Annotated in this window: 19 protein-coding genes; 10 read left to right on the forward strand and 9 right to left on the reverse strand. The window is 50.9% G+C overall.

Going from position 1 to position 19,678, the window contains the following annotated elements:
- Positions 1–120 precede the first annotated feature (120 nt).
- Complete coding sequence (locus ACFSB2_RS15485) at positions 121–462, forward strand: Uma2 family endonuclease (protein ID WP_377943997.1); 342 nt, start codon at positions 121–123, stop codon at positions 460–462.
- Positions 463–556: 94 nt separating this feature from the next.
- On the opposite strand, the gene ACFSB2_RS15490 is transcribed toward ACFSB2_RS15485, so the two are convergent.
- Genes ACFSB2_RS15490 through ACFSB2_RS15500 form a run of 3 tightly spaced genes read right to left on the reverse strand, consistent with a single transcriptional unit; the run spans position 557 to position 2,680 of the window.
- A complete protein-coding gene (locus ACFSB2_RS15490) occupies positions 557–781 on the reverse strand; it encodes a hypothetical protein (protein WP_377943998.1) in 225 nt (74 codons plus the stop codon).
- Entirely contained in the window at positions 781–1,107 is a 327-nt protein-coding gene (locus tag ACFSB2_RS15495) for a YbjQ family protein (RefSeq protein ID WP_377943999.1), read from the reverse strand. The genes ACFSB2_RS15490 and ACFSB2_RS15495 overlap by 1 nt, the downstream gene beginning before the upstream one ends.
- Positions 1,108–1,147: 40 nt before the next feature.
- On the reverse strand, positions 1,148–2,680 hold the full coding sequence (locus ACFSB2_RS15500) for a GNAT family N-acetyltransferase (RefSeq protein ID WP_377944167.1): 1,533 nt from the start codon (positions 2,678–2,680) through the stop codon (positions 1,148–1,150).
- Positions 2,681–2,927: 247 nt separating this feature from the next.
- Between ACFSB2_RS15500 and ACFSB2_RS15505 the strand changes: the two genes are divergently transcribed.
- Positions 2,928–3,824 carry a glycine betaine ABC transporter substrate-binding protein gene (locus ACFSB2_RS15505; protein ID WP_377944000.1) on the forward strand — a complete coding sequence of 299 codons (897 nt, stop codon included), beginning with the start codon at positions 2,928–2,930 and terminating at the stop codon, positions 3,822–3,824.
- A 384-nt stretch (positions 3,825–4,208) separates the two neighbouring features.
- Here ACFSB2_RS15505 and ACFSB2_RS15510 read toward each other — a convergent pair whose 3' ends face one another.
- From ACFSB2_RS15510 to ACFSB2_RS15535, 6 genes are read right to left on the reverse strand one after another with little or no spacing between them, the layout of a single operon-like run.
- The gene (locus tag ACFSB2_RS15510; RefSeq protein WP_377944002.1) at positions 4,209–5,072 is read right to left on the reverse strand and encodes a dTDP-4-dehydrorhamnose reductase family protein; all 864 of its coding nucleotides are present in this window, start codon (positions 5,070–5,072) and stop codon (positions 4,209–4,211) included.
- On the reverse strand, positions 5,069–6,064 hold the full coding sequence (locus ACFSB2_RS15515; protein ID WP_377944003.1) for a polysaccharide biosynthesis protein: 996 nt from the start codon (positions 6,062–6,064) through the stop codon (positions 5,069–5,071). The genes ACFSB2_RS15510 and ACFSB2_RS15515 overlap by 4 nt, the downstream gene beginning before the upstream one ends.
- Positions 6,057–7,145, reverse strand: coding sequence for a non-hydrolyzing UDP-N-acetylglucosamine 2-epimerase (gene wecB / locus ACFSB2_RS15520; protein ID WP_377944004.1), 1,089 nt, complete (start codon positions 7,143–7,145; stop codon positions 6,057–6,059). Before wecB ends, ACFSB2_RS15515 begins: the two co-directional genes overlap by 8 nt.
- A 40-nt stretch (positions 7,146–7,185) precedes the next feature.
- Positions 7,186–8,157 (reverse strand): GDP-mannose 4,6-dehydratase, encoded by a 972-nt coding sequence (locus ACFSB2_RS15525; RefSeq protein ID WP_377944005.1) that lies wholly within the window; start codon positions 8,155–8,157, stop codon positions 7,186–7,188.
- Positions 8,147–8,866 (reverse strand): sugar phosphate nucleotidyltransferase, encoded by a 720-nt coding sequence (locus ACFSB2_RS15530; protein ID WP_377944006.1) that lies wholly within the window; start codon positions 8,864–8,866, stop codon positions 8,147–8,149. Before ACFSB2_RS15530 ends, ACFSB2_RS15525 begins: the two co-directional genes overlap by 11 nt.
- A gap of 11 nt (positions 8,867–8,877) precedes the next feature.
- On the reverse strand, positions 8,878–9,873 hold the full coding sequence (locus tag ACFSB2_RS15535; RefSeq protein WP_377944007.1) for an SDR family NAD(P)-dependent oxidoreductase: 996 nt from the start codon (positions 9,871–9,873) through the stop codon (positions 8,878–8,880).
- A 164-nt stretch (positions 9,874–10,037) separates the two neighbouring features.
- Between ACFSB2_RS15535 and ACFSB2_RS15540 the strand changes: the two genes are divergently transcribed.
- The 8 genes from ACFSB2_RS15540 (at position 10,038) to ACFSB2_RS15575 (ending at position 19,592) form a co-directional block, all read left to right on the forward strand.
- Positions 10,038–10,367, forward strand: a complete 330-nt coding sequence (locus ACFSB2_RS15540; RefSeq protein ID WP_377944008.1) for a CHY zinc finger protein — start codon at positions 10,038–10,040, stop codon at positions 10,365–10,367.
- A 369-nt stretch (positions 10,368–10,736) separates the two neighbouring features.
- Complete coding sequence (locus ACFSB2_RS15545) at positions 10,737–12,158, forward strand: ABC transporter substrate-binding protein (protein WP_377944009.1); 1,422 nt, start codon at positions 10,737–10,739, stop codon at positions 12,156–12,158.
- A gap of 48 nt (positions 12,159–12,206) precedes the next feature.
- Positions 12,207–13,154, forward strand: coding sequence for a carbohydrate ABC transporter permease (locus ACFSB2_RS15550; protein ID WP_377944010.1), 948 nt, complete (start codon positions 12,207–12,209; stop codon positions 13,152–13,154).
- Positions 13,155–13,167: 13 nt separating this feature from the next.
- Positions 13,168–13,995 carry a carbohydrate ABC transporter permease gene (locus ACFSB2_RS15555; RefSeq protein WP_377944011.1) on the forward strand — a complete coding sequence of 276 codons (828 nt, stop codon included), beginning with the start codon at positions 13,168–13,170 and terminating at the stop codon, positions 13,993–13,995.
- Between the two features lie 127 nt (positions 13,996–14,122).
- Positions 14,123–15,586: a sulfatase family protein gene (locus ACFSB2_RS15560; protein WP_377944012.1), complete on the forward strand. Its 1,464-nt coding sequence runs from the start codon at positions 14,123–14,125 to the stop codon at positions 15,584–15,586.
- 30 nt (positions 15,587–15,616) lie between these two features.
- Positions 15,617–16,777: an LLM class flavin-dependent oxidoreductase gene (locus tag ACFSB2_RS15565; protein WP_377944013.1), complete on the forward strand. Its 1,161-nt coding sequence runs from the start codon at positions 15,617–15,619 to the stop codon at positions 16,775–16,777.
- A gap of 180 nt (positions 16,778–16,957) precedes the next feature.
- Positions 16,958–18,322 carry an ABC transporter substrate-binding protein gene (locus ACFSB2_RS15570; protein ID WP_377944014.1) on the forward strand — a complete coding sequence of 455 codons (1,365 nt, stop codon included), beginning with the start codon at positions 16,958–16,960 and terminating at the stop codon, positions 18,320–18,322.
- Between the two features lie 349 nt (positions 18,323–18,671).
- A complete protein-coding gene (locus ACFSB2_RS15575) occupies positions 18,672–19,592 on the forward strand; it encodes a magnesium transporter CorA family protein (protein ID WP_377944015.1) in 921 nt (306 codons plus the stop codon).
- The last annotated feature ends 86 nt before the right edge of the window (positions 19,593–19,678 follow it).

Genomic DNA, 19,678 nt, shown 5'->3' on the forward strand with positions numbered 1-19,678 from the left:
CGGAGGTAAGACCTGCGGTATCCAACCCGCGTATATCAGACTGCCAACCGTCGACGAACCTTGCCTTCGGGCCAGGCATTTAACTCCATGGTCTCTTGACAAGAGAAAAACGAGTGGCGGTTGACGGCCTCGTTCATATCAGTTCACCGAAATCGCACACAAATCATTACACAACGAGGCATTGAAGGCCCGCCCGATTTGGTTGTCGAGATCCTGTCCCCAACCACAGCCAAACGGGACAGAGGGAAAAAGATGGAACTCTATGCACACTACGGCGTCGGGGAATACTGGATTGTCGATGCAGCCAACCGCCTGTTGGAACAATACCTTTTGGACAATCAGCAATTTCGCCTGCACAACGTATACCCCGAAACACAGGAAGTCAGCTCGCCGACGATTTCGTGTGTTTCGTTCACGATGCAGGCGATTTTAGCGCGCATGCCTGAAAATCCTACTGATTAGGTCGGCGTTTTTAGGGTGAATGAAGGCGCATCCCAGCCTCATTTGATTGCTTATCGGATGCGCCGTAAACCCGTAGCTTTAGCGACTGGCGTATTCACCGCTCCCGCACGTATACGCGTTCCCCTGTGGCTGGATTGTACCAAACGCGCTGGCGAATGCCTGTCGTGGGGTCAATATTCACTTCATCCGTCAGCACAAACCCAGGCGGTGGGCTGTCAGTGTCATGCATGCGTTGACGCCGCCTTTGTCGTACAAACAAGGTCGTCCCGACTGCCACCATCACTACGCAGATTTCAACCACGAAGTAAAGCCAGTGCATCACGCATTCGCCTTGTGAATCACGACCGCAGTGCCGTACGCCACCACTTCCGACATCGACTGACCGAGCTCGCTGGAGTCAAAGCGCATCATGATAACGGCATTTGCCCCCATCGCCTGCGCATTCGCGACCATTCTGTCAATCGCTGCCTTGCGCGCATCTTCCAGCATCTCCGTGTACTCGTGAATTTCCCCTCCGGCGAGACTGCGAAACGCCGCCGTGAGATTGCCCCCAAACCCGCGGCTGCGCACAGTGACGCCAAAGACCTGTCCAAGCACTCTATCCACCTGATGGCCAGCTACCGCTTCTGTCGTGGTGATCAACATCGTAAATCCGCTCCTTTGCTCCATCATCTTACATGATATTTTATTCCAATTTGAGATTTTTCAGCTTCACTTCATACAAATCGCGTCGTCGGTCGCGCAGTTGGCGCACAGAGCCGGAATTGCGCGATCTGCGCAAAATTTCCAAGTCCACATCCCCCACCACGACCGTTTCCACGTTCGCATCACACTCGCCCACGATGCCGTCACGCGCGAAGGCAAAGTCGGATGGCGCAAAAATTCCTGATTGGGCATATTGGATATCCATATTCTCCACGTGTGTCAAGTTGCCAACCGTCCCGGCGATGACCGTGTAAACCTGATTTTCAATGGCGCGAGCCTGTGCGCAATAACGCACGCGCAAGTAGCCTTGCCTGTCTTCGGTGCAAAACGGAGTGAAGATGATATTTGCGCCTTGATCCACGGCAATGCGCGCCAATTCGGGGAACTCGATGTCGTAGCAAATTTGAATGGCAATTTTGCCGCAGTCCGTGTCAAATACGTGGACCTCGTTGCCTTCCGCAATGCCCCACCATTTGCGTTCATTGGGCGTGGCGTGAATTTTATACTGTTTTTCAATCGTCCCATCGCGCCGAAACAGGTAGGCCACATTAAAGATGTCCCCCTGCTCCTCGACAAAGTGCGATCCGCCGACGATATTGACATTGTAGCGCACGGCCAACTCCGTAAATAGCTCTATGTACTGCTCCGTGTAGGTCGCCAAACGGCGAACGGCTTCATCTGGCCGCTTCTCCTCGAGGAAAGACATGAGCTGCGTCGTAAAAATCTCGGGAAAAAGCGCAAAATCCGAGCCAAAGTCGGCGGCGACATCTACATAGTACTCTACCTGTCGCGCAAATTCGGCAAATGAGTCAATTTTTTTCATCATGTATTGCACCGTACATATGCGAACGGGAAAAGCAGCTCGGTACACACGACGGGATTTGGGACGGTAGTCGATGTTATTCCATTCCATCAACGTCGCAAAGGAGGCAGACGCCGCATCGTCAGGCAAATAACGGGCGTTTACCCGCTTGATTGTAAAGCCCTCCAGCAGTTGAAAGGACAACACTGGATCATAGATATTGTGTTTTTCGACCTCATCCACATAGGCGCGCGGTGTCATCTCCGAACGATACTTGTGGTAATTCGGGATGCGGCCGCCGATGATGATGCTGCGCAAATTGAGCCGTCGCGCCAATTCCTTGCGGGCCTCATAGAGGCGGTGGCCAATTTTCATGCGCCTGTATTCGGGATCCACCATGACTTCGATGCCATAGAGATTAAACCCGTCGGGATCATGGTTCGTGATGTAGCCATTATCGGTAATGACGTCCCACGTATGTTGGTCATCATACTCATCAAAGTTCACAATCAGGCTGGAACAAGATCCGACGATTTTATCTTCGAACTCAACACAGAACTGCCCTTCTGGAAAAATATTAATATGGCTCTCCAATTGGGATCGCTTCCAGGGTTGCATGTTCGGAAAGCATCGTTTCCAGAGTTCCATCAATTCATCGATGTCTTCCATGCGAAGATTGCGAACCAAAATCTTCTTCTCGTATTTTGACATATCTGAGTCAGGCAAACTCCCACATCCTCCATTGAAATCGCGTTTCTCGGCGCAGACACATCAAGCATGGTGGTCTACCTCAATTTTACGTGGAAGCGCATCGAATTACACACCTTTGGCTGAAAAGTTGCTCCAAAAATGAGCCGAGGGCGGATCGAACGATCCCGCCATATAAGCGTCGCAAATTTGTATTAAATCAGATTCTTCGTTATCCTTAAGAGGCACATTATCTAAAGGAGATGGTTATTTGAGTGTAAAAAAACTGGCGCTGGCCGTTTCATCCGTTGCGCTTGCAGGCGCAGCAATCACTGGATGCGGGGCGTCAAACAGCCAGAACACCAGCAATGCTACAGGGGGCGCCAAGGCTTCAAAAAACATCACCATCGGCTGGCTCGGTTGGACAGAAGATGTCGCAATCACTTACCTTTGGAAGCAAATCCTCGAAAACAAAGGTTATCACGTCTCGCTCAAAGAATTGGATCCCGGACCTTTATTTCTCGGATTGTCAAACCCGAATAATCTGGATTTCTTCATGGACACATGGATACCCAGTGATAGTATTTTCGTCAACAAATATAAAGCCAAGCTGAAAGATTTAGGCGTTTGGTACACTGGCTCTTCCAGTCAGGGCATCGCGGTTCCCCAGTATATGAAGAATGTGAACACACCGCAGGATTTGCAGAAGTACGCGAGTGAATTCGGCAATACGGTCGTTGGGATTGAAGCGGGGTCAGAGGAGATGACAGCGGCGCAAAAGTGGTTGCAAGACTATGGGGTCACCAATATGCACCTGCAGAGCAGCAGTACCACGGCCATGCTCACATCGTTGGAACGCGCATACCAACAGCACAAACCAGTGGCTGTTGTGATGTGGACGCCACACTGGGCGTTTACGAAGTATCACCTCAAGTACATCAAAGATCCGGATAAAATCCTTGCGTCCGACGATTCCATTCATATTGAAGCGAATGGTAATTGGGCAAACGCAAACCCGCAAGTGACGAAATGGCTGCAAAACTTCAAATTGAATGCGACACAATTGAGCGCGCTTGAAGAAGATGTCAATGCAGCAAGCGACAAACAGCAGGGTGCAAACAAGTGGTTGCAACAGAATCAATCACTGGTCAACAGTTGGCTGAAGTAACTGCCATTTGCAAAATGTCTCGGTTCGTAAATTCGCCTAGGACTGTGTCTGAATAACGCCTTGGATTCTCTTGGCTATCTGCACATTTATTCCGAAACAGCCCTCGGTGATTGCCTTTTGGCACTTGACCAAAAGCGGCACAATCCAGTTCAATACAACGGAATAATGTAAATCATGGAGAATGTTTGGGCAGACATGTGTCAGTGACGGTATCTAGGACGTTGCAACGCCTGTCGCATCGGAAAAGAGGGACTGTTTCAAATCGTATGCTCCCCTTTCAGTAGCAGTTTTTTCATTCATAACAACTGTCTACTGTGAGGGGAGCATATCATCTTGGAACAAACCATAGACTCGCATGTCGCTAACACGACATCCCATCACTGTTCAAAAGCGGTACAATGCCTGATAGCGCGCCTGATGCTGTCTCATCCATTGCCGCAGGTCTTGAAACATCGCTGGATAATCCTGCACGACTGGCGCAAAATCCGCGCGTGTGTTGACAAGCGTTTTATCAGAGAAGACCTCATCCGTCGGTTGAATGGCCACATCGTCTTTTTCAAACACGGAGGCCATCACGCAAAGGAGATCATACTTGGAAACCGCTGATGTGCCTGTCAGATGCACGAGACCACTTAAGTCGCTTTGCAATTCCTGTTCAATGATCCGCGCCAACGTCAAAGTCGTCACACCGTTCCAAAATACGCGTCGGAACCCCTGTATGGTCCCGGTTTGCCGCATCAGCCAATGGAATAACCCAATGCCGTTGCGCTTAAGCTCCGGCCCCACAATCGAAGTGCGAATCACCAAGTGGTTTTGGCGGACAAATTCGCCAAGGCTTTTAGTCTTGGCATAGGCGCTTGTCCCATCCTTCACTGCCGTTTCGCTGTAGTGGCCTTCGTTTCCCGAAAACACGCAATCTGTGCTGATATGAATGACACGCGCGCCATGCATATCGCCATAATCAGCCAACCAGTGCGGCAACAGACTGTTGACGTAAATCGCATCGGTCAGTTGTTGTGCCGCATGATCATTTAGCATGCCCACCGCATTGATGATGACGTCCGGTTGACAAGCGCGGAGGCAATCGTAAACAGCTGTTTTGTCGATCCCGTTCAACGTCCGCGCCCGGCTGTCACGCGGTTGACCGCGAACGGTGTAGACGAGGTCCACATGCTCGCGCGTTTCACACACATAATCCACGATGACGTGTCCTGCCATGCCTTCGCCGCCGAGCACCAGCACCTTCATGAGAGAAAACCACCTGTTCGCAGCATGGCTTCAATCGCTGGCTTTTTGAGCAGCCCAGCATTCGAGTCGTACTCGACAAATGTCGCCGGTTGGTAATGGCGGTACACTTCCTGCAAATCTTCAAATCCATGTGTCGGCAGAATGACATAGTACTGGTCACTATAGACGTAAGTGTGCAGCGCCTCTTGGCGGGAGACCAACACCTCATGCAATTTCTCGCCAGGCCGCACGCCGATTTCCGTAATCGGCACCCTTTTCTGACTGAGCTGTTTGGCCATCACATTCGCCAAGTCCTCAATCTTGCACGATTTCATCTTCATGACGAAGGTCTCGCCGCCCAGGGCGACCTCTGCTGCAGTCAGCAGCAAATCAATCGCTTCTGAAACGGTCAAGAAAAAGCGAGTCATCCGTCTGTCCGTCAACTGCAGTCGCCCTGTCGTCTGGATTTGCTGCTTGAACAACGGCACGACACTGCCGTTGGTTCCCAACACATTGCCGCCGCGGATACAGACAAATTTGGTGAACTCGCTATCGTGATTCGCATGTAAAATCAGCTTCTCGCCGATCGCTTTGGTCATGCCGTAAAAGTTGATGGGATCCACCGCTTTATCAGTCGATACGTCGATCACTTTCTTGACCTTGTTGGCAATACTCGCTTGAATCACGTTTTTGGTGCCGGTCACGTTGGTCTTCAATGCTTCCAATGGTTGCTTTTCACAAATCGGCACATGTTTTAACGCTGCTAGATGGAAGACATAGTCCACACCTTTACAGGCTTCCATCAACGCATTGCCGTCGCGCACGTCCCCGATGACAAAAGAAAGCGGCGCGTCGGCGGGAAACGCACGTTGCATCTGCACTTGGGCGTACTCATTACGTGAGAAAATGCGAATTTCCTTGGGCGGCTGGCTCAAATTGAGTAGCTTGCGCGTCAACTCATGGCCCCATGACCCTGTGCCACCGGTAATCAAGCATGTCTGCTGCTCAAACATATGTGAGCCCTCCCAATATAAATTTTGTGATTTTGCTAGAAACCAGCGGGTCTTCATAGCCCTCTGGCAGCGGCCAATCCCGTTTTGCCTGCAGGGCAAGTGCGGTCGATTGGACGATGTGGGCGCTTGTCAGCCCTGACAGCACGTTGCTGCCGCACAGAATCGTCTCTGGCCGCTCTGTGCTTTGGCGTATGGTCACGGCCGGAACGTGAAAGATGCAGCTTTCCTCCTGCACCGTGCCGCTATCGGTCAGAACGCAGCGCGCATGCTGTTGTAGCTTGACGAAATCAAAGAAGCCAAATGGCTCAATCAACCGGACATTCTTTGCTTCTTTGATGCCAAACTGCTGCAATCGCGCTTTGGTACGAGGATGCACACTCACGACAACCGGCAAATTCCATGTCTCTGCAATTTTTTGCAAGGCAGCAGAGATGGCATTCAATCGCTCCTTGTTATCCACATTCTCCGCGCGGTGCGCGGTCACGAGAAAATACTGATTCTTTTCAATCCCCAGCTTGTCGTGAATTTGGCTGGCAGCGATTTGACTTTGATAATGCTGGAGCACCTCGTAAATCGGATTGCCAGACACCCATATCCGCGCTGGCGGCATCCCTTCACGCAAAAGATTCTCCCGACTGCCAGGCGTGTACGGCAAATTGAAATGGGAGACGGCATCAATGATTTTCCGATTCGTCTCCTCCGGCACAGACAAGTCGTAACAACGATTCCCGGCTTCCATGTGGTAGACCTTGATATGCATCCGGGCAGCCAAAATCGCGCACAACGCACTGTTGGTATCGCCCAAGACGAGAATCGCATCAGGTTGTTCGGCCTGAATCAACTGCTCCACCTGTCCGAACATCGCCCCTATCTGTTGGCCAAATGAGGTTGCTTGGTGCTGCAGCGCATGATCCGGCTGACGGATACCGAGTTCATCAAAAAAGACATCTTTCAGCCGCGGATCAAAATTTTGCCCTGTGTGCACCAAAATGTGACGTGACGCCAGTTGATCCAGTTGCTCAATGATGAGTGACAAACGAATCAATTCGGGCCTCGTCCCCACAATTGTCATCACGCGCACAAATATGCCCTCCTTTGCTTGTTGCGCCAATCCGGGTTATCTATTTCAAGCACCGTGCAAATTGAAGTGCGTCTAAAACGGAACTTGTCAAGTTGATTTGCCGCTGCCAACCAGTGGCCTGTTGCAATTGGCCTGGGTCACCGACGATGGTCTGCGGCTCGTTCGGACGAATAAACACCTCGTTAACCGCTGTGTGAAATGAGCGTTTTGATGCTTGTTGCAAGCAGTCAAGCAGCGTTTGAATCGATTGCGACTGACCGCTGCAGACGTTGTATACCTGCCCTGATGCAGGTTGTTCAGATATGGCAAGCAGCAAAAAAGCGCGTACAGCATCCCGAACATCGAGAAAGTCCCGCTCTATCTGGGTGTTGCCGATTTGAATTTCATTTTTGAGCGCATGATTTTTCTCCAACTTCACCACATCATTGATGAGTTGCCCAAAGACCCCTTGTCGCGCGCCAGGGCCAATCAGATTGAATGTACGTGCGACGATGACTGGCAGAGCAAACGACTTTGCATACATCTGGCAGATGGTGGTTTGGAGCAATTTGCTCCAGCCATATGGGCTTGCGGGCACTGTCGGCATGGTTTCCACCAACGCTGGCGGACTGGATACCAGCGTGTATTCGTGACTTGACCCCACAGAGACAATGCGCTTTGTTGCCGAGCTGTATTTGCGAATGGCTTCGAGCAGATTGAGCGTCCCTGCGGCATTGCTTTCGCAAGTGACAAGGGGTGCCTGCCACGCCTTGGCCGCATTTGCCTGCCCTGCAAGATGAAGCACATAGGTCGGCCTGATTTCGCGAATCAACGCATCCACTGCCGCCTGATTCGTGAAATCACAGGAGATATACTCAGTCAAGTTCCGCTTTAACGCAGCAGGCAACCGTGCTGCTGCAGCACGCGCCACACCCACCACCTCGTATGAAAATTGCGTCAAATGCTGCACCATCTGTTGACCGACAAAACCGGTGACGCCGGTGACTAAAATCACTTTTTGTTCACTGTCCATACGCTTCACCTGGATGGAGAAGCGGTGCCATCTCTTCATACTGCTCACAGGCTGTGAAGTAATCATTGGGTGTGCCGACATCGAGCCAATAAGCGTCATTTTCAAAATGGCGCACCGGATGCCGCGCACGAAGCAGCGCCGCAATCAAATCCGGCACATCGAAAAATTGGTTGTCAGGAATCATCTCCATGACCTTTGTGCTCATCATGTAAATGCCCATACTGACATGTACCGAATGACTGGGTTTCTCCTCGAATCCCACCACCTCTTCGCCATCGATGTGCAGGACACCGAGCGAAGACTTGATGCTTTTCTGCTGTGAAGCAATGGTCAGCACACTGCCGCGCTGCCGATGAAATTCAGCGAATTCCTGCAGATTGAGTGAAGTCAACACGTCACAGTTGATAACCAAAAAACCATCATCCAGCCCTTCGACTTGTTTCAGTGCGCCCACTGTTCCTAGTGGCTTCGCTTCTGTCACGTAGCGGATATCTACCCCCCAATCTGATCCATCCATAAAGTAGGCCTGAATCAAATTGGACAAGTAGCCGCACGCCATCGTGATCGAAGTGAACCCGTAGTGATGCAGTTGCCGCACGATGTGCGCCAATAAGGGTGTTCCACCAATCGGCATCAGGCCTTTTGGCAATACTTGTGTATAAGGCGCCAAGCGAGTGCCTTTGCCACCAGTCATAATGACCGCATCCATGTCATCCCTCCTCATACGATGTACTCGTCAAAGCGATACAGCGACCGATGCTGTCTCATCCACTCAATCGTCTTTGCCAGACCATCCTCCAATGAAACAAGCGGTTGCCAAGCTAACACTTGCGCCGCTTTTGCGCTGTCAGAAAACAGTCGGTTGACTTCGCTGTTTACCGGTCGCGTGCGCGCATCTGTGCTGGATATCGGCAAAGAGACCTCCCGGCCGACCATGTCCCGAATCTGTTTTGCAATCTCTCCAATCGAAATTTCATACCCTGACCCTGCATTAAACACGTCGCCGATGCCTTTTTTCGACTGTGCCGCGCAAATAAACGCGCGCGCGGTGTCCTCCACGAACGTGAAATCCCGTGTCGGTGTCAAATTGCCGAGCCGAATCTCATCACCGTAAAGCGCCTGATTGATGATGGTGGGAATGACTGCTCGCATGGATTGCCGCGGGCCATATGCGTTAAACGGGCGAATGGTGATGACAGGTAGGTCATAAGCGTGATAAAAGCTCTCGACCAGTTTGTCCGCGCCAATTTTGCTGGCTGCATACGGAGACTGCCCCTGGAGTGGATGCGCTTCGTCCATCGGCACGTAGCGCGCTGTGCCATACGTTTCACTGGTGGACGTATGAACAAGCCGCTCCACGCCAGCCTTCAACGCAGCTTGAGCGACATTGAGCGTGCCAAGGACATTGGTTTGAAACACATCTGTGGGGCTCAAATAAGAATATGGAATGGCAATCAACGCGCCTAGGTGCAAGACGATGTCAGTGCCCTGAATCGCAGCTTGAACCGTATGCGCATCGCGCAAATCACCGTAGATGAAATGAATTTCCTTTTGCACATGCTTGGGTAAATAATCGATATGTCCGCGCGTATTCAATGCGTTATAGTGAATAAATGCCGACACATCGGCACCCATCGCCAACAGTTGTTCCAAGACATGACTGCCAATAAACCCACCGGCGCCAGTTAGACATACACGTTTACCTCGCAACGTCATGAATGTATTCGCCCCCTTCTGCTTCACCATACGAGGAAAAGCAGGGAAAGGAACGGGCTTTGTCCTATAATGAAAAAGATAGACGCACAACAAGAGCGGGAAGCAGATATGTAGAATAACAACCAAATTGCCGCCACGCTGCAGAAATAGAGGAAGTGAATCTCATGAAAATCAATGGATTTGAAGTGAATGGCGTTGAAGTTGATGCAAACACGGGATGCCAGCACTACAGATCTGCACTGGATATCATCGCCATCAAGTTCCCCTGCTGCCAAACGTATTACCCATGTTTTCAGTGCCATGCGGAAACGGCGGATCACAAAGCCGAAGTGTGGCCCAGAGCACGGTGGAAAGAAAAAGCCATCTTATGTGGTGCATGCAAAAGTGAACTGACCATTGAGCAATATTTACAAAGTCAAGCAATTTGCCCAAACTGCGGCGCGCAGTTTAATCCAGGTTGCAGTTTACACCATCACTTGTATTTTGAAGTGTGAGCAACGTTGCAGGGGACATGTGAAAATCCATCCGTTTGAATGACTAGGGGCTTTTTTCACATATTCTCTAGTTGACACGTCGTAGATTCCATATTAAAATGCGAATCAAATCTTAGTATTCCAATTTATTTTAGACCTATTGAAAGCTCGCCTTGCCATGATGACATAAGGAGTATATTTCCAGTCGACCGGACAACCGGAGACTTCTCATTCGTTCGCAGATGTAGTCTGCGTAGAATGGAGGTCTCCTTTTTTGTTTTTGCCCAGCGGAAAATTGGCAGACATCCCACTGGTATTAGATATCCGCCAATTGAGGCATCGCGCATGGCACACAAAGACAAACTTGATTTTCAAACTAGGAGTGGAACCATGAAGCGTCGACTTGTAAAAGAAGCGTGGAAAATGAGAAGTGATTCTGCGAGCACTGTGTTCAAAAAAACAGCCCTTGTCTCAGGCGCTCTTCTGTCCGGTGTCTTTCTAGTGGCAGGCTGCGGCACATCTGGAGCCAAAACCACCCAGACACAGGTGATCACCTGGATGCTGCCTGAGGATCCGCTCATCGACAAATGGGCAGCGGCAATCGCTAAGTCATTTGAACAGTCGCACAAACAGGTGCAGGTCAAAATCATCACACCAGGCAGCACAGACTATGGTCAAAAATTACTGACCTTGGTCGCGGCCGGCCAAACACCCGATGTATTTACAGATTGGGGCAATACAGGTGTTTACACATTGGTATCCCATCATTTGGTTGCCAATCTGACCCCATATTTCAAAGCGGACAAAGAATCCGATGCTTACTTGCCGCAAACCTATTTGCAGGAATTCACCTATAACAAACAACTGATTGGGATCCCGTGGAACAGCAACCCAACTTTTTTGGTCTACAACAAAGATCTATTTGAAAAGTATCACGTACCTTTGCCACCGACCAATTGGAATGATAAATCATGGACGACAACCAAGTTACTGCAAGATGCGAAACTGCTCACCCACGACACCAGCAATGCCAAAACAGCGACATGGGGCGCATCGCTTTCCGCAGGTTCACTCGGTTCATTAAGCTGGCTTTGGGGAGCGGATGCCCTCAACAACCAAGGTGGTCCGGAAAAATCATCGGCCTATGCAGGGGGTCAAATCCAGAATACGTATGCGACAAACAATGGCGTTGTGCAATCGATGACCTGGCTGGCGAATCTGACAAACCTGTGGCATGTATCGCCCTCCCAAGGTCAACTAAACGCCATGTCAAGTCTAGGCAATCCATTTTTCTCGGGAAAAATCGGGATATCCGAAGTGGCTGGTGGTTGGTTGGAACGGCAAGCAGCCGTGGCCAAACCGAATTTTCAGTGGGCCATTGCGCCGATGCCCTACGGCCCTGGCGGCGTAGATACCGGACAAAGGGAGGACAATGCATTTTACCTGTCTCAGACCAGCGCGCATCCTGACACAGCTTTTCAGCTCATGGTGTATGCGACCACAGGCACAGGCGCGGAAAAGTTAATTGACTTGGCCAAAGATAATCCCCCGCATACAGGGACGAAATATTTGGATCAGTGGACCAATGAGGTGTTCAAAATCCCTGGACTGTCCATGACGAAGAGCCAGTTTACCTCCGTGTTTGAAGGCGGCATTCAGGACGATTTCCCTGACCCGGCAAATCTGATCAACGATGCGGCAGACTATGAAAATCAATTTACGCAACTGATGAGCCCTGTGTGGATCGGTAAGGAAAGCGCACTGACAGGGTTGCAAGCCGTGCAGGCTGCATGGAAAAAGAACGAGCAATGACCATTCACAAGAAGTATCCATCATGGCGATAAGGGTGTGTATGAAGAAATGGGACATCCCAAACCACAAAATCGGCTGGTCACGTCGGTCAAATCACCAAAAAGCTCGCGTTTACTGCGCGCTGAGCGCCGCTGGTTCTACATCTTCATCTCACCGTGGCTCATCAGTTTTTTGGCGCTGACCATCTACCCTATGATCGCATCTGCCTACTACAGCCTGACTGACTATAGCGTGCTCTCGCCCCCAAAATGGGTGGGATTCTCAAACTATACCAGTTTGTTTCACGATCCGCTGTTCTGGCACTCCATTCAGGTGACCATCATCTATTCGGCCTGCACCGTCGTCCTGCAGTTGGTCCTCGGATTTGTGACGGCGCTCTTGCTGAATTTGCGGATACCTGGTATGCGAATTTTGCGCACCATTTACTACTTGCCCACGGTGTTGCCCGTCGCCGCCAGCGCGATGTTGTGGACATTCCTTTTCTTGCCACAGTACGGCATCGCGGATACGGTCATCAAGTTCGTGACCGGCAAAAACGGCCCCCAGTGGCTTGCGGATCCAAAGTGGGCGCTCACCGCCTTGATCATCATGAGCGCTTGGAGTGTCGGCTCAACCATGATCATCTTTCTGGCAGGGTTGCAGTCCATTCCCGAGGAACTCTACGAGGCCTGCGAGATAGACGGCGCGTCGTCACTGCGCAAAATGTTTGCCATCACCGTGCCGATGCTCACACCGCAGCTTCTCTTAAATTTGATCATGGGGTTGATAGGCGCGTTCCAAACGTTCGTCCAACCCTACATGATGACCGATGGCGGTGGGCCGAACTACGCAACCTATCTATATTCTTTGTCCATTTACGAGAACGCTTTTCAGTCCTTCAAGATGGGACTTGCCTCTGCCCAGGCTTGGATTTTGTTCGCTGTGTTGCTCGCGTTGACGGGCTTGATTTTCAAAACTTCCGCTCGCTGGGTTTACTATGGCGGGATGGATGCGTAGGGAGGGAAAACAAATGGTTCGTCGCCTCAATGTCCGGCAGTGGGCAGGATTTATCATCCTCATTCTCGGGGCAATTGTCATCATCTTTCCGGCTTTTTGGATGTTTTCGGCCTCCTTTCAGCAAAACAGCCAGATCTTAGCGTTCCCGCCATCCTTGTTTCCACACCCGTGGACATGGATTGGATACTTGGATGGATTCAAGGCGTTGCCGTTCAGTCGCTATTTCGGCAATACGCTATTCATTGCCGTCATTTCTTCTGTAGGTGGTGTCATTTCATCTTCACTCGTTGGGTTTGCCTTCGCCCGTTTACGCGCAAAAGGGAAAAATTTCTTGTTCTACTGCGTCTTAAGCGGTTTGATGATCCCTTATTCAGTCATCATGATTCCGCAGTATCTCTTGTTCAAACAGTTGCATTGGATCAACACCTATTTTCCATTGATTGTGCCCGCATGGCTGGGGCTGCCGTTTCTCATCTTTCTCTTTCGGCAGTTCTTTGCAGGCATTCCCAATGAGATATTCGAAGCTGCGCGCATCGACGGCAGTGGCTATTTCGGATTGTATTGGCGAATGGCCATGCCGCTTGCCAAACCAGCCGTCGCCACAGCGTTTATCTTTCACTTTGAAGCGGCCTGGAATGATTTTTTGGGTCCGTTGATTTACATCAATTCAAACACGAAATATACGCTGTCCCTGGGGCTTGCCGCCTTTACCAGCAGTTGTGATTGCACGCCTTGGAATCAACTCATGGCGGTATCCGGCGTCGTGGCGCTGGTTCCGATTCTCATCTTTTTCATCGCGCAAAAGTATATTCTGCGCGGCATCACGTTAACGGCCAAGTGACTCAGTGCATGCGCCTATATGGTTTGTCAGCCTATCACAAAAGATAAATGGTAACCTAGAACTATGCCATTCTCTGGCTTGGCTGAATTTTAAGCAAACTAAAAATCATTCGAGAGGTGTAAACACGATGAGAGTACTGGTTTTAGATCTTGATTCCCTGCGCCCAGATCACCTAGGGTGCTATGGCTACACACGAAACACATCGCCCAATATCGATGCCATTGCGGCGCAAGGCGTGCGTTTTACAAATTACTACACATCCGATGCGCCCTGCTTCCCTTCACGGACGGCACTCATGACCGGACAATTCGGGATTCACAACGGCGTTGTCGGCCATGGCGGCACAGCAGGCGACGTGCGGCATGAAGGCAAGAGCCGCAGTTTTCAAGACCGGCTGGCGAGCGAGAGCCTCCCTGCGTTTTTGCGCTCGGTCGGGCTGAAAACGGTCCTGGTTAGCCCATTTGCGGAACGCCACTCTTCTTGGACGTTTTATGCCGGTTTTAACGAAATCTACAACACCGGTAAAAAGGGTATGGAATCTGCAGAAGAAGTGACCCCGACCGTGCTCAAGTGGGTCGAACAAAATGCCCAGACAGACGATTGGCTGCTCTATGTGAACTATTGGGATCCACATACGCCCTATCGCGTGCCAGCGGATTTTGGCAATCCGTTTGCGCAAGAGCCGCTTCCGGAGTGGATCACAGAGGAGGTGTTGGCACAGCATCAACAATTGGTCGGTCCCCACGGGGCGCGCGAGATCAACATGTACAACAATCAGACGAACCCTGCATTTCCCCGCCATCCCGGTGAAATCACAGACATGGATGGGTTGCGCCGCATGATGGACGGCTATGACTGCGGCGTTCGCTACACAGATGACCACGTTGGCCAAATCTTCGCATCACTTCGCGCAGCAGGCGTGATGGACGATGTGATGATTATCATCACGGCGGATCACGGCGAAAGCATGGGTGAATGGGGCATTTACGGCGAGCACGGCGTCGCCGACCAAGCCACCTGCAGAATCCCAATGATCATTCGCGGACCTGGCATCAAACAGGGGCATGTCGATGACGGTTTGCACTACCATCTGGACCTCGGCCCGACATTTGCAGATCTATTTGAAAAAGCGGCGCCGAGCAGTTGGGACGGCGCAAGCTACGCTCCCGTATTGACAGAAGGCGCTACGGCTGGGCGGGAATATCTCGTCGTCTCCCAATGCGCGCATGTCTGCCAGCGGAGCGTTCGTTTCGGCGATTGGCTGTATACGCGCACATATCACGATGGATTTCATCTGTTTGACAAAGAGATGCTGTTCAATCTGCGAGAGGACCCATATGAACAGACCAATCTCGCCCAAACGGAGCGCGGCATCTGCAAAGACGCTGTCTACTATCTCAATGAATGGCACGACGAGATGATGAGTTCGATGGAATTTGATGTCGATCCGCTGTGGACCGTGATTCACGAGGGCGGCCCGCATCACGCACAGCCTGAACATCTGAAGAATTACGTGAAGTATTTAGAAGCGACGGATCGCGCTTGGGCCATTCCCGAGTTGCGCCGCAGACATCCAGCAGCATTTGAATAACGGCTGCACTTTCACATAGGAGGAATTCGCATGGCGAACATACAAGTTGATGACGTAGAATTTGGTTGGTTTCTCCCCACGTCGGGAGATGGGGAATTTATTGGTGTCACACCGGAACGGGAGTCAACGCTTGACTACTTGACACAAGTTGCGCAGACAGCAGAAGCATCAGGGTTTACTTTTGCGCTCATTCCCACTGGGAGCACGTGCACGGACGCCTGGATACTTGGCTCCGCCATTGTCGCCCGAACCAAAACGTTTAAACCACTGGTCGCCATGCGTCCAGGTCTGATTTCACCCATTCTGGCCGCGCGCATGGCCGGGGCGTTAGATTACATCTCCAACGGCCGCGCCCTCATCAATGTGGTCACAGGAGATAACCCCGCTGATTTAGTGGCAACCGGAGATCCGCTTCATGCCGATCACGATGCCAGATATGATCGGACATTGGAATTCCTCCAAGTTGTGAAAAGTGTATGGGAACAATCCGTGCAGTCGGGCAAAGATTACTTTACAGGCGAACGCGTGAAGTTCAAGGGGAAATATTACGAAGTAGAAGCCGCAGCCAGTTACCCACCGCCGGTTCAACAACCACATCCGCCGCTGTATTTTGGCGGCAGTTCCCCAGCTGGCAAACGCGTCGCCTCACAGATGGCCGATGTCTACCTGATGTGGGCAGAACCTTTGGATTGGATTCAAGGGCAAATTGAGGAGATGGAGCAACTCCGCCAGGCATTGAAAGATGAAACACAGGTGGAAAGGTCCATTCGCTACGGTATACGAGCGCAAATTTTGGTGCGAGACACTGCAGAAGAAGCGTGGGCTGCCGCCCGGCGGATCATCAGCAAGGTAGATCCCAAACTGTACGATCTCGCCAAATCAAGACACAACAAAACGGACGCGACGAATCAGCGACGCCAAAATCAACTGCGCGATCTCTCCGAATCGACGGAAGGCTTGGTCGGCCCCAACCTCTGGGCGGGGCTGTCGGCCATCCGCGGCGGTGGCGCCTTGATGTTTGTCGGCACACCGGACGAAGTGTCGGACAGACTGATTGAGTTTGTGGACATTGGGATTTCGTCCTTTATCCTGTCTGGCTACCCACATCTCGAAGAGGCCAAAAATACGGGCGAGCGCGTGATCCCACTGGTTAGACAAAAGCTGCAAGCGCGCAAAGCAACGCAGATTTGACCGAAAATAGGCCAAGATGGCAACACAGATTCACCGTTTTATGCATTTTGGTCGACCGGACCACCGGAGACCCTTTGCTTCACCCCAACAGCACTTGGGATGAAGTGAGGGTCTCTTTGTTTTTTTACAGGTCATTTCAGCGTTTGCAAAACACATGCGGATAAAGGTGGAGAATAGAAAATGAACAAATGGATTTATCGGAGCAGCATCGCCTTATCATTTTTGCTGGTCACCGCATGCGCGCCGAGTCAATCGACTTCCAATGCGAATACACCCAAAACCATCACCTGGTTGCTTCCGGAGGATCCGGAAATCGACGCTTACGCCAATCAGGTGGCAAAAGCGTTCCACAAAAAATATCCCAATGTCCAGGTGAAGGTGATCACGCCGGGCAGCACAGCCTACAATCAGAAACTGTTGACCATGGCCGCTGCGGGTCAAACACCGGACATTTTCACCGATTGGGGCAATACCGGCATATACACCATCATTTCACAGCATTTGGCGGCAAATCTAAATCCGTATTTTAAACAGGATAAGGTGAGTCCGAACTATATTCCCGCAACTTATCAGAAGGAATACAGTGAAAATGGACAATTGTACGGGATTCCTTGGTTGAGCAATCCAACGTTTATCGCATATAACAAAACCTTATTCGAAAAATACGATGTCCCATTGCCGCCGACCAGTTGGGGCGACAAGTCCTGGACAACGACAGCCTTGTTGAACGACGCGGAAAAGCTGACACATAAGACCAGCAGCCCGAAGACATCCGATTGGGGCGCCAACCTATATGCGGGATCCCTGGGTTCATTGTCTTGGCTTTGGGGCGCAGATCCCCTGAACAATCAAGGCGGGCCTACACAGTCACCGGCATATACCGGCAGCACCATCACTCAGACTTATGCCACATCGCCAGGGATGGTCAATTCGATGCAATGGCTGGCCGATTTGACCACGAAGTATAAAGTAACGCCGTCACCCGGGACCATCAACGCCATGTCGGCGAGCGGCAACGCCTTTTGGTCCGGCCATATCGCCATCGCCGAAGTGGCTGGCTGGGTGTGGCGCCAAGCCGCTGTGGTCCAACCCAAATTTCAGTGGGGCATCGCGCCAATGCCTTACGGGCCTGGTGGGGCAGACACGGCACAGCGGGAAGACAATGCGTTCTACCTGTCCAGCAAAAGCGCCAACCCAGACATCGCTTTTAAGCTGATGCTCTTCGCCACACAAGGTGAAGGCGCCAATCTGTTGGTCAATGCTGCGAAAGTGGATCCACCAAATGTAAACCAGAATTATTTTAAACAGTGGTCAGAAGGCATCAGCAAGATTTCTGGTTTTGCCATGGATGAAAAGACATTCTCCAACGTCTTTATGGGCGGTGTGAACAACGACTTCCCAGATCCGACCAACGTCATCAGCAATTCATCGGATTTTGGCGATCCGTTTACGCAACTGATGGCACCGGTTTGGCTCGGACGGGAAAGTGCGGCACAAGGACTCAAAAATGTGCAACAAGCTTGGCAACGCGCTGCGAGCCATTAAAGGCAACGCAGGACACAGTATGTAAAACGAGGATGTACACTCTATCAGCCCTCCATGATAAAGGGACGCCACGCCACAGCCCTTGCGGCGTTTGGAAAAAAACATCGCCCGCTTCCTTGTGGAATCCGCCAGGAACGCGGGCGATGTTTTCAAGTTTTCAACGATGTACAGATACACGCCTTCCCCCACTTTGAAGCCAAGTGATAGAATCGAACATAAGGCGACTTGCGCAATGGTTCCGCACAGGCAGTACGCATGAATATGCCGTCTATCAGCGCATCTCGGATGGCGCGCACCAAGGTATCGATTGAAGTCTCTGGATATCTATGTTGAAAGGTGAGAAATCAATTTGTTGGTTTACCGCAACGATGCCGTGACACATACCAACCATCGGCCAGTTCATGATGACGAACACGCCTTTTTGGCATTGCTTCACCCCAATCAACAGGAAATCAAACATGTGCTCGGCAGCATGTACCATTGTCATCCCATGATCATTGAAAAATGTCTGGAACACGAGAACCGCCCTAAATTGAACGTCTATCAAAATCACGCTTTTTTCCCGTTTTATTTCATCAAAGACGATTGGGAGCTCATTGAAATTTTCGTGGTCATGGGCAAGAACTTCGTCATCGCCGTCTTGACCGAACCCATGCCTTTTCTCAAAGAATTGGAACAGGAATTCGAGCAGTCGCCAGAAAAAATGAAAGATCCCGGCAGAATTCTCTATGAGTTTTTGGATCTCTGCGTTCACCACTATTTAGATTTTCTCGATGCCATCGAAGACCAAGTCGATGATATGGAGAGTCAAGTCTACGACAATCCACAGGCCTCGATTGCCTCGGAAATTTTCTCAACGAAGCGCAAAATCCATAAAATCAGACGTGTGTTCAGTGAAGAGCGCACCGTGATCGAATCCTTGATGCATACGAGTTTTCCATTCACAGCGCAAGAAAATTACGTGTATATGACCGATTTGTTCGATCACATCAACCGCATCGTCGACGGCATCGACAATTTTCGCGAAGCTTTGACCGGCCTGTTGGATTTGCAGATGGCCATCAAGAGCGACCGGATGAACAACATCATGAAAACCTTGACCATTGTCAGCACCTTTTTCATGCCGCTGTCGTTTATCGTCGGTTTATACGGCACCAACGTCAAAGTGCCGGAATACAATTGGCGGTATGGCTACGTATGGATTTGGGCATGGATCATCGCGTCGGTGATTGGTCTGTGGTTCTTCTTTCGCAAGAAAAAATGGTTTTGATACATTCACGTGGCATATATCTACTTGACACCCAATGCAGCGAATCATCGCCCTTTATCCAAAGGGCAGGCGGTGTCTCACCTGCC

The organism is Alicyclobacillus fodiniaquatilis (genome assembly GCF_042678105.1).
Taxonomy (GTDB): domain Bacteria; phylum Bacillota; class Bacilli; order Alicyclobacillales; family Alicyclobacillaceae; genus Alicyclobacillus; species Alicyclobacillus fodiniaquatilis.